This window comes from Spirochaetota bacterium, assembly GCA_017999915.1.
GTDB lineage: Bacteria > Spirochaetota > UBA4802 > UBA4802 > UBA5550 > RBG-16-49-21.
This window is the reverse complement of sequence record JAGNKX010000007.1, coordinates 39,334-51,640: the sequence shown is the minus strand read 5'-3', so window position 1 is coordinate 51,640 and position 12,307 is coordinate 39,334. Positions and strand designations below refer to the sequence as shown.

At 41.1% G+C, this 12,307-nt stretch carries 7 protein-coding genes; 4 read left to right on the top strand and 3 right to left on the bottom strand.

The annotated features are described in order from the left end of the window. Positions 1–13: 13 nt before the first annotated feature. Both KA369_11520 and KA369_11515 read right to left on the bottom strand, forming a co-directional pair. Positions 14–1,597, bottom strand: coding sequence for an AAA family ATPase (locus tag KA369_11520; protein MBP7736594.1), 1,584 nt, complete (start codon positions 1,595–1,597; stop codon positions 14–16). Between the two features lie 136 nt (positions 1,598–1,733). Then, positions 1,734–2,312 (bottom strand): polysaccharide export protein, encoded by a 579-nt coding sequence (locus KA369_11515; protein MBP7736593.1) that lies wholly within the window; start codon positions 2,310–2,312, stop codon positions 1,734–1,736. A 1,026-nt stretch (positions 2,313–3,338) separates the two neighbouring features. Here KA369_11515 and KA369_11510 point away from each other — a divergent pair. The 4 genes from KA369_11510 to KA369_11495 all read left to right on the top strand — a co-directional run bounded on the left by KA369_11510 (position 3,339) and on the right by KA369_11495 (position 11,495). Continuing rightward, a complete protein-coding gene (locus KA369_11510; GenBank protein MBP7736592.1) occupies positions 3,339–4,784 on the top strand; it encodes a sugar transferase in 1,446 nt (481 codons plus the stop codon). A 9-nt stretch (positions 4,785–4,793) separates the two neighbouring features. Next, entirely contained in the window at positions 4,794–6,086 is a 1,293-nt protein-coding gene (locus KA369_11505; GenBank protein MBP7736591.1) for a hypothetical protein, read from the top strand. 45 nt (positions 6,087–6,131) lie between these two features. Continuing rightward, entirely contained in the window at positions 6,132–7,310 is a 1,179-nt protein-coding gene (locus tag KA369_11500) for a VanZ family protein (GenBank protein MBP7736590.1), read from the top strand. Positions 7,311–7,568: 258 nt separating this feature from the next. Then, complete coding sequence (locus KA369_11495; protein MBP7736589.1) at positions 7,569–11,495, top strand: amino acid adenylation domain-containing protein; 3,927 nt, start codon at positions 7,569–7,571, stop codon at positions 11,493–11,495. Between the two features lie 215 nt (positions 11,496–11,710). Here KA369_11495 and KA369_11490 read toward each other — a convergent pair whose 3' ends face one another. Continuing rightward, positions 11,711–12,223 carry a hypothetical protein gene (locus KA369_11490; protein MBP7736588.1) on the bottom strand — a complete coding sequence of 171 codons (513 nt, stop codon included), beginning with the start codon at positions 12,221–12,223 and terminating at the stop codon, positions 11,711–11,713. Positions 12,224–12,307 lie beyond the last annotated feature (84 nt).

Below are 12,307 nucleotides of genomic sequence, written 5' to 3'. Positions count from 1 at the left end.
TGGATCCTGAATACTACATCCTTTTATATAACCAATCCGGTATTGGGAATGTTCTATTATTTAAAACTCCCCCTACTATATTGGCATTATATTTTTTTAAAAGATATATTGTCTTTTTCGTCGCTTGCAAGTGGTCTGTTCCCTCGTTTGCAATTACCACAACGCCATCGGCGTTTGAAAATAACATAGCCATATCCGACATCTTACTTACAAGGGTACAATCAATCAAAACCGCATCATATTTATTTTTACAATACTTGAAAATCGTTTTTAATTTCGATTCACTTAAAAGACTCATTATATCTTTTGAAGAAGCGCCAACCGGCATAAAACTGATATTTGCATCTTTTGATATTATAATTTCTTCAATTTTCCGCGAATCGTCTTTGATTATATCCCCCAAACCAGGAGACTCATTAATATTTAATAACTTATCAACAACCGGTTTCGTTATGTTTGCATCTATGACAAGTACATTAATACCCATACCCGCCAGATGATATCCCAGATTGCTTGTTATGGTGGAATTTGACGAAACGGGATTCGCAGAAGCAAATAACAATACTTTAAGCTTTTGAATCTTCATAAATATAAACATTTGATCGGCCAAATCGCTCATAAAGGATTCATACATTTCAGATGATTTTTCTATACCGATTTTATTTTTTTGGAAAAATATTCTTTTCGGTATCGTCCCAATAACCGGCAGATTGAAATGATCGACAAAATCCTGCGGTGATTTAAAAGAATTACTGTAAATATCAACAACCATTGCCAAACCGACCCCGAAAACCAAAGCAAAAATAATTCCACCGAGAAAAATGAGGATCTTCGGTTTTCCAACCGGTAAATAATTTGTTGATGCCTGCTCGATTATTTTTACACTTGCAGTTCCATAGGCATCCATATCCGACAATTCATTGCCGGTTAGATTGTTCTTCATTTTATAAATGTTATCCTGCAATTGCAGTATTGTCGGATGCAGGTCGCCATATTTCATTTCCAGTTCGACCAACTGCTGCTCTAAGTCATAAATTATAAAAGAACGGCTCACAACATTGGCGATCGCGACGGCCGATGCAGGATCATAATCTTTAACTGATATTTCGAATATATCGGTGTTAGGGCGAAGTGTCGTTGTCGTATTCGTCTTAAGAGCATTTAATGCAAATGTAAATCTATAGTGCTGCTTAAGCTCCGGGCTTAGACCGTCTATATATCGTCGTGTTTTGAATGCTTGCCATTTTACCAGGGGGACTTTAAGGGAGTGACAGAATTTTGTTTCATAGTCCAATGGTCTTTTATCAAGTTCCAGAGCCTTGACAGCTCGTTTCATTACCGGGTTGGATGTGACAATGGACATCTGTGTAAAGTGAATTCTTGTTGCCACGAGTCGCTCATAGGTTTGAGCCTCAATCTGCCCGATTCCCTTTATATGTATCAATACTTTAGCCTCGTAGACATTGGTAAACATTAATAAGATTATATATGTAATCACACTAATAATGACAAATGATATCAAAATCAATAATTTATGCCTGAAGATCGGCCTAATAAAATCCCGAGAGGTATTAATTGATATATTACTTTTTTCCATTTTATCATCCCACTATTTGTAATATTTCATCATTCACCAGAAATCAGTATATTGCGATTCATTTTTAAAACCAATTTAATTACTATCGGCATCATTATCATTAAGGTCTATTTTTTCTTTATAATGCAACACTTCACTAAAAGAATCCCTCTGATACGACAACAATGTCGCCTGGTTTAAGTATTACATCTTCTTTGGCGTCACCATTCATTGCTTTTTGTAGATTGATCTTTATACTATCATAGCCAGGTTTATCAGGAAAGGGTCGGAGCAATTTTACACGGCTTTTAGAACCAAACCTAGTAAAACCGCCGGCAATAGATATAGCCTTTAAGACAGTGGTTTTCTCCTGAAGCTGGTATGATCCCGGACGAATCACTTCACCTGAAACAGTAAAATTCATACTTCGCGACTCAATCAGTGCAACAACAACAACAGGATATTTTAGATATCCGCTTGCGAGACGCCATTGTATTTCTTTTTGAACTTCAGTTATTGTTTTATCTTTGACATGAAGACTGCCGATATATGCAACAGAAATCTGCCCGCTTGGAGTCACCGTTGTCCTGTCCGTCGATGCCTCAGGCTTCAGAATCCTAACCTCAAGTATATCTCCGATACCTACTTTATAATCATCGCTTTGAGCAAAAATATGAATAAATGACAGAAGGCTGAATGTAACGAAGAATAACAAAACAAAGCATGTTTTCTTCACAATATTTCCTCCTTGGGATTACTAATTGATTGTAATTTTTTATAATGGTTTGTCTATTCTTACGAATTATTGATCAATTAACAAATACAATTTATAGTTTGAAATTAACATGCAACATTTTTCTCCTAAACTAATTAAAATTAGTCCTTAAGGGGGGATTTATTATTATCGAAAAACTTTTTTATATACACGTTAATCTATATTAGCCATACAATATTAACTTCTATATATATTCAAGAATAATATAATTGCCCTGGTTCTCTTTTTAAAATTAAATTAAAAGATCTAAAAATTTGTCCGAATTTTTTTTCATTATGTCTCATGAATATCTCAACTGAACAAGGATACATTTGCAGACGGAATATATTACATAATAAAAGAACATAAGGCATTGACTTCCGAACGTCTGCGGAGAAATCCTAATCAGTGACTAAACAGAAGGTGGCGATGGTATTCTAAGAGTGCTAACTTCTCACGATGCATTTTTAAAGAGGAATGCATCCAATTCCTTAAATACATTCAGAACATAAATTATGTATATAATTATAACATCAGGATTTTATAATTGATAGTGCCATTTTAAATGATTCATCCATGGAATGCCATAATAATTTATTCTTTCGAGATCATCGATTGGTCTCAAATGATCCACTGTTAAATTATTTATGACAATGGTATTAAGAGATTACTTAATTTCTGGATATCTTAATAACTCACTTAATATGATATGAATAGTCTAAATGTCGATTAAAATCTAATACTATGTAGTTTTTATTAATCATCGGAATGATATATTTTAATTTATAAAAAAACACCGTCCCTTTTTTTATTGACTAATTCTTGGATTATAGTTTCTTTAAGCTGAATAATCTAAATCAGATCTTTAATTCTTTTATTATTGTGGCAAATCCAAACAGATAAATTTCTATAATAAATTGTATATTATATTTTGCATAACATCGCTTTTACAATTAACAACTCAGTTATTTATATGATAACAAATAAATAGCGATGCGGGAGAATATTTTGCTGATAGATAAATTACAGAAACGGCAACTGATCGTCCAATTAAACAGGTTACTTGATATTGGGCTCACCCTTGTTGCCTACATAGTCGCCTATCAAATAAGAGCTAATTTTATACCACATACATCCACTGGAGTAGGCGAGAGCCCTGATTATGTTATAATTGCTCTGTTTGTAATAATCATCTGGTTCATTCTGCTATTTTTTATAAATACGGACACTCCGGCTTCCAAAAAATTATCTATAATATACAGCAATATTATCAAAGTTGTATCAGCCGGTATTATTATGCTCGTTCTGCTTCTTTTTCTTTTAAAAATAAGAGACGTCAGCAGGTTAATCCTCGGCTTTTTTTATATCATCAATATTTTAACATTAATGATCAGCAAAACAATCATTTATTGGGTTAGTAAAAAATCTGAGCAGTCGGAATACAATAAATGCAACATGCTTATCATCGGTAGTAAAGAAAGAGCCGTAGGTGCCATCAACTTGATCAACTCTATCAAGGGACATTATAATATCATCGGCTGCTTGGATATAAATAAAGACAGGATAGGAAAACACGTCAAGGATGACATAAAAGTAATCGGGGCTGTGGATGATATTCAAGCCCTGATTATAAAGAACGTCGTTGATGAAGTAATATTCGCCATGCCGATGTACCAGATAGAGAACGTCGAAGCCTACATACACCTTATTGAGCTAATGGGCATCAAGGTGAGGATCTTTCCGGATTGGCATATTCATTCCCTTTTTTACGAGCCGAAGGTAGCGCAGGTCTACTTCGACGAGCTGAACGGGATACCCTCCATGGTGCTCAGCTCCACCAGCAACAGGGAGCGGGACCTGCTGATGAAACTCTTTTCCGATTACTTAGTATCCGGGGTCATGCTTTTAATATTATCGCCCTTTTTATTGATCATATCGGCCATGATTAAAATCGCTTCTCCGGGACCCGTATTATTCAAGCAGGAGAGAGTGGGACTGAACGGCAGAATTTTTAATGTGTACAAGTTCAGGACAATGGTGAGGGACGCTGAGAAAAAGCTGGAAGAATTGAAGGCCCTTAACGAGGCTGACGGCCCCGCCTTTAAGATTAAAAACGATCCGCGCATCATCCCCATCATAGGGAAAATATTAAGAAAGACAAGCCTGGACGAGCTTCCCCAGCTCTTCAACATATTCAAAGGCGAGATGAGCCTCATCGGCCCGCGGCCTCCCCTTCCTTCGGAAGTAGCCCAATACAACATCTGGCACCGAAGGCGTCTCTCCATGAAGCCGGGCATCACCTGCATCTGGCAGATACAGCCAAACCGCAACGACCTGAGCTTCGACCAGTGGATGGATCTGGACCTGGAGTATATAGACAACTGGTCGCTCAAGCTGGATGTTAAAGTTTTCTTCAAGACGATCTTCGTGATGCTCCTTGGCCATGGGCGATAAAATCCTGTCATGGGAAAACTTTTTTCTTTAATTGGGGCATTAGTAATACTGCTGCTTTTTTCAGCAGCCGGCATATCCTATGCCTGGGAATTCAACATAATCGGCACAATCCGTGAAACCTTTGATGACAACATCAGAGCCATCGCCGAAACCCCCCTTCAGAAAAAGAAATACGATTATATTTCCGAAATTCTAATCGCCCTGGGACTGCACCACGAAGGGAAAACATATACCCTTGACCTGATGGGCCATGTTAACCAGCAGATCTATGCCAGGCATTTTGGTTTAACGAACAACAATCAGGATGCGGCATTAAATCTGACAAAAGCTTTTTCCGAACTTGTGTCTTTCCAGATTTCCGAGGTTTTTCAGAATTTTCCCGAACCGGATACTTTTGAAAATTTATTTGGCACCTCAGAGGGGAGGATGCGATACTGGAGAAACAATTTCAACCTTACCGGCATATTTGAGGCTAACAAGTATTACCTGATACGATTGATATACACAAACAGTTTCAGCAAGTATTTTTATACTCGCAATAGTCGATGGTATACTGAAAGGTTTTTTTACCCGATAAATCTCAACCAAGACCTAAAATACTCCCTAGTTAATACGGCACGGATGCAGCACGAAATACACTGGGACTCATCCAACTATACATATTTATTTTACGAATACCAGTGGACCAGATCATATCCTGGAGGCATCCTTCAGGTCCACCGACCTGGTGTGGGTTACCGGCACGATTTCACTCGGCAATTATTCATAGAAGGACGGGTATCGCCGGATTTCGTTTTTTCACCCCATAACACACGAGGCAATATAACTGCCCTTGGCGTTCAGTATGTGATTCCTCCAAGCACCCCCTATGACATAAGCCTCTATACCTACATTATGGTATCCCATGATGTAGATCAAAGGACCAATGCCAGCTTGAATTTCACCTATCAGAATTCAGTTTTGGCCAATAATGCTGATCCGACAACCAATTGGCGAATTGATGGGAACATAACACGCCAAATTTTCGATAAACTGTTATTCACTTCCTCGGCTTTTTATGGTGAAGTTTATATCTTTACCACGAAAACGACCAACAGGCTCGTTGGATTATCAGTATCGGCCACATATGAATTCACAGAACATGTATCCGCCACCATGTCATACAATTTCACATGGAATTACGCATACGTGGCGGGGTATAGCCTAATAGGCGGCTATGTGTATAGCAATGGGGCTGCCATTCAGGGAATAACCGGTTACTATAGAAATCGCGTCTCTCTTGCACTGAATGGCACATGGTGAGACTAGCATATCATCTATAAAATTGATGCATACACTAGGCCGCTAATGAAATTAAAACCATTATTAATTCTAATCAATATTATCATACTACTGATCATTCTTTTTGCAGGCTTCTGGCCATTTGAATTCAAACCGGCAAACAACGTCCGCCGATTAAATGACAATAAAGGAATCATTCTTATCAGAAACAACCAGATTCTAGAAGCCGACATATTATCGTACTCAAGCCTTTTATCTAATCTGGATAATAATACACTAATCATTGAAATACGGATAAAACCCTACTCTGCCACGAAAAATTGGCTTTCCAACATCCTTTGCTTCTATGACGATAAGGACCCGGAAATCTTCATGATGGCAAAATGGAAGTCCGAGTTGATCTTGCGGAGGCGGGTTCAAAGACCTTCAGGGGAATACGCATACCATGAAGTCGGGGTGACTGATGCTTTTATCACGGATAAGACGGCTTTAATAACAGTGTCAATGGATGCATCTGGTACGACCGTTTATATTGACGGCAAAAAAGCGTCTCTATTCCCGAGATACATACTCAATCCCATGAATGATAATCTTTCCAACGCCCGCCTCTTGGTGGGCAACGATCCCCGCATCAGGGTCCCCTGGGAAGGAGAGATACAGGGACTAGCTATTTATAGAGGGGCGTTGAACCAGTTCGAGGCGTCCAAACATTATGTCATGTGGCTCACTCATGATCATGATTCTCTTTCGCGGGAAAAAAGCATCATAGCCCTGTATCCAATGAACGAACCATCAGGTCCCGTTCTTCACAATATCATTACCTGGCGTAACAACCTGATAATCCCTGGACACCTTCATGCAATAAAGAAAATGGTCCTTTCAAAACCGTGGGTGAATTACTGGCGAGAAATCAAATATTATTCAGATATAACCATCAACATTATGGGTTTTATTCCACTCGGATTTTTCCTTCCGGCCCTTTTCAGGGTTTGTGGCGTAAAACGCAAATCATTCGTATATATCACGGCTATCTTCACCGGCTTCTCCATAAGCCTCGCCATCGAACTGATTCAGGTTTACATGCCGTTCCGTTCATCCTCCCTGACAGACCTTGTTTGCAATACTCTGGGTACGATACTCGGGGTTGTGGTATTTGAAAAATCGCATGCATACATAAGCGTGTCTGCCTCGACTCCGCTCGGCAACCATGTTTTTCATATTAATAAACAAAAGAATCCGGACTGAGGGTTTGGTCTCTCACCCCCAGTTCCATTGTCCGACCTCACTCACGCTCCGCGCACCCTCTCCATCAAATGGAAAGGGTTTCGGTATTAATGATTTCAACACTTTTCCAACTCACCATTTTATGGAGAGGTCTGTGGGTGAGGATTAAAAAATGGCGAGCAAAGCGCGGGTGAGATCGAAATTGTATCTTGACAGACAGCCTAAGCTTTATATGATTGAGGAAGTAATAATCTGATACATTTTTTCAATAAAGCAAATATGAACGACTTTTTTCTTCAATACGGACTCCTTTCATTCAGCCAGGAACGTCTCTGGTTCCTGGACAAACTCGCGCCCAGCAATACCTATTACCGGCTGCCCAGTATTTTCCAACTCCATGGTCATTTGAATATTGAAGCCCTGCAGAAGAGCGTCAATCATGTAATAAAAAGACATGGATCTTTGCGAACAACTTTTCGCATTAATAACAATGGCGACCCTATTCAGGCTGTTTCTGAACACACCGATGTCTCTTTAGAAATAAAACAGATGCCGAATTCCTCATATGAAGAAATAAAGAGAGTTTTATTTGAGGCAACAAAAAGGCCATTGGTTTTAACAGAGGATTCCTTATTTCATCTGTTTCTCATCCAAACCGGTACTGATGAGCATTATCTATATATCGACATGCATCATATAATCGGCGATGGCATTTCGCAGCGGATATTCTTCAATGACCTTTCGCTATGCTATAATGCCTATGTCAATAACGGCGAACCGCAATTGCCGGAATTATCAACCTCGTATCAGGAATATTCGGTTCAGCAAATAGAAGATTATAACAGCGAAAAGATAATAGAACAAAAGCGTTATTGGATTGAAAAGCTTGCCGAACCGAGGGAGAGATTAACTTTACCGGCTGATTATTCAAGGTTTGAAAAAGAAAAGTATGAAGCGTCTTCCCTGGTGAAAATTCTATCAATTCCCTTATCAAATCAAATACGAAATTTCATTAGTCAAGAAAACACCACTGTTTTCAAGTTCATGTTATCTGTTTTTGACATACTTTTATGCAAAATAACCGCCCAGGAAGACCTGCTGGTCGGTTTCCCCTCATCGGGAAGAAAACGAAGTGAAATCCAGGATCTGATTGGCATGTTTGTGGTGACACTGGTGCATCGGGCAAGAATACACGGCGATCAAACGTTCAGGAGCGTTTTAGAATCGGTGAATGAAGATGTCATGACTTCAGTGGCCAATGAAGAATACCCCTTTCAGAAAATCGTGGAAGACCTTAATGTAAAGCGCGAAGCCAATATCAATCCCCTGTTCCAGGTATTCATCAACTCCTTCCCCTATCCGGAAGACAACCTGACCCTGGTGGGAATCAATTGCAATAACCTGACACCGGAAATAGCGACCCGGGGGACCAATTACGATATCGAGCTGTATATAAGGCCGTACGAACGGATCAAGCTGGAATTGATATATAACAAGAACCTCTTCACTGAAGTAAGAATACAATTTATCATGGAGCAAATCGAATGTCTGATTTCCCAGGTCATGGAAAAACCGGATTCCCCTATCCGCGACCATTCTCTTGTAACGGAGAACATGGCATATCTGCTTCCCGATCCCACAGCCGTTCTCAAAGAAAATCCGGGCAGGCTAATTATTGACGATTTCAACCGGCACGCGGAGATGGATCCCGGCAAGGTCGCTGTATCCGACGAAAACGAAACATGGACCTACGGGCAATTGTCAGTGACATCAAACAGAGTCGCCCATTATCTGCATGGTAAAAATATCGGCAGGGGCGATACCGTGGCGATCCTTGCGAAAAAAGGCGCCGCCCTCGTCTGCTCGATACTGGGAACAATTAAATCGGGCGCTGCCTTTCTTATTATTGACCCCTCAAATCCGCAGTCTCGCGTTCTTCACTATCTCAATGACGCCAAACCGAAATTCTGCATAGTCATTGACGGGATTGATATTCAGAAAGACACGGTTGAATACATCCGCCAGCATTTCGAAACCATGGCATTGCCAAACAGCCATGGAGAGATCAGCCGGTTACTGGAAAACTGTCCGGAGGGCGTCCCGGGGACCGCCCCGGATCCCAGCGATATGCTCTATGTGATCTATACTTCCGGAACCACGGGCTTGCCTAAAGGGATCATGGGAACACACACGCCGGTGGTCAATTTTATCGAATGGCAGATACGGACATTTGACTTGAATCAGCATGAACATGTTTCGATGCTTTCCGGATTGGGCCATGATCCTCTGTTACGGGATATCTTTCTGCCCTTATCTTTAGGCGCGACATTGCACATACCGGGACCTGACATTATGTACAGGCCCAAGGAACTGCTTGGGTGGATATCAAAAAATAACATCAGCGTCATTCATTATACGCCGGCCATGGGCGAGATAATCACCGGCGAAAGGACCGCCATAAATCAGATCCATTGCCTGCGCTACGCCTTCTCCGGGGGGGATATCCTACAGTCATCGTTAGTGAGGAAAATGAAAAAAATATTCCCCCGCTGCGCCTGCGTCAATTTCTATGGAACAACAGAAACACCCCAGGCAATGGGGTACTATATAGCCAATGATGAATCACCGTCCCTGAAGGTGCCCATTGGCAGGGGCATTGAAAATAGCCAGTTATTGATATTAAATGACGGGATGAAAATGTGCGGTATCAGCGAACCGGGAGAGATATATATTCGCTCCCCCCACTTATCGCTGGGTTATCTCAATGATGAAAAGTTAACCGAAGAAAGATTCATCACCAATCCTTTTACAAACAGTCCGGCAGACAGGATGTATAGGACCGGGGACCTGGGAAGATACCTGCCTGACGGCATGATGGAGTATATCGGAAGAAGGGATTCACAGGTAAAAATCAGGGGCTTCAGGGTCGAATTGGGCGAGATAGAGGCCGCCATTGGCAGCTTCAATGGCATAAAGGACTGCATTGCGGTTTTACGGGAGGACAATCCCGGAAATCCCCTGGTTGTGGCGTACTATGTACCCGAACATGATACATCCATTGATATTCACAGGCTTCAAAACCACATGAGAAATACTCTGCCGGACTACATGGTGCCGGCGCATTATATCGAGCTCGGCAGCATTCCCCTCACTCCCAACGGTAAAATAAACAGGAACGCCTTGCCGGAGTCGGTGACGGACACAGACGTAAAGACATTTGTCGGGCCCCGGACGGATGTTGAATTGAAGATTGCGGAAATTTTTAAAGATACGCTTAAGATCAACAAGGTTGGACTCTTCGAAAATTTTTTTGACCTGGGTGGTAATTCATTACTGGCCGTAAAGTTAATACACAGAATCGAAACGTTTCTTGGAAAAGAGATACCTCTTATAAGATTGTTTAAAAATCCTACTGTCCATGGCATTGCCGAATATTGCGGAGGCAAAGCTTCATTAGAGACCGGTGTGTTGGAAACATTCAATGATAAAGGATCGAAAATTCCGATATTTTATATCGGCTCTACCCTGGTTGTAAAAAAATGCGCTGAATTCTGGGAAAAGGACCGCCCGGTTTACGGGATCAACATCGTGGGCAGCGATATACTATTTGAAGATATGAACAGTTTCTCGATTCAAAAGATGGCTTCACATTATGCCGATGAAATGATCGAAGTGAATCCTGACAGGCCCTTCTATATCTGGTCATACTGCCTGGATGAAATAGCGGCCTTTGAAGTTTGCCTTGAATTGGTCAAGAGAGGGAAAACAATCGGATTGCTGGTTCTGTTAGATTTTGCCAGATTAGGTAGAAACTATTCATTTTCTGAAGGTATTAACGATTATGGATTTAAATACTTACTGAATAGCCTAAGAATCAAAAGCCGCAGGGTATATTATAAAATTTTCGGGCAAATTAAGGAAATCGCCACATACGGTACAAAAGAAGACAGGACATTGTATGATAAGTTTTATACACCTGCATGCATGGAATATGAAGGCAATAGTATTTCTTGTCCCGTATTGATCTTTAAGTCTCTGGAATGGAAATATCTGCCATTTCCTTCATATTTAAAAAAATTACAGGGTGATATAAAAATCATCAACATGCCATACATGCATTTGCCAATGTATCGCAAAGAGGCTTCGATAAAAAAAATGGTCCGTATTTGCAGGTATTTCATCAACCAGCGGATAGAGCACAATTAATTATAACAAAAAAAACATATAGTTTCTTGGATTAACCCCTCATCTCCTGTCCCCTTCTCCCATTAAGAATTGAAAAAAGGAGAAGGGGAATGTTGTAAAATCCATTATTACAGAAACCCTCTCCTTTTTACCAAGCTTAATGGGAGAGGGTGCCCCGGAGGGGCGGGTGAGGGACAAATCTAACAAGGGGCCAGGGGATGAGGGGTTCTCCCCCCCTACACCACCTTCGCCTCCTGGAACCCGTTGAACCACTGCATCTCGGCGTCGGTGAAGTTGTTCACCAGCCCCAGGTTCACGTAGTACTCCTTCAGGATCTTGAGGTGGAGTATCTCCTCTTCCTCCTCGGTGTACCCGGAGTCCTTGGCCTTGATGATCGCCTCATGGGTGGCGTCGACCCACTCGAAAAAGTCCTGTTCCTTTTCGCAGAAAATGAACCAGCTGGCGACCATGTCGAATTTAAGCGTCGACAGGGCCCTGTCGAACTCCTCTTCGGGCAGGACCGCGAGGGAGGTCGCTATTTCCGTCTGGAAATAATCGCCCCAGGTGATGATATTGGGCCGTACGCCGTACTTCTTTTCCAGCTCCCGGGCCGATTCCTCCTCGATGTAGTTTTTCGTAGAAATCCGGTCGATAAAGGTCTTAATATAAATAAGGCTTTTCACCCGCTCGATGCCCAGCGTACCGTCGTTTACCATGGTCATGATGGATTCGTTGATCAGTTCCTGCATATCTGTCTCCTTGGCGATTATTATGGCTCCCTCTCTCTATATAATCGGCAATAACTGTACAGGTCCATGAACTATTTTCCATAA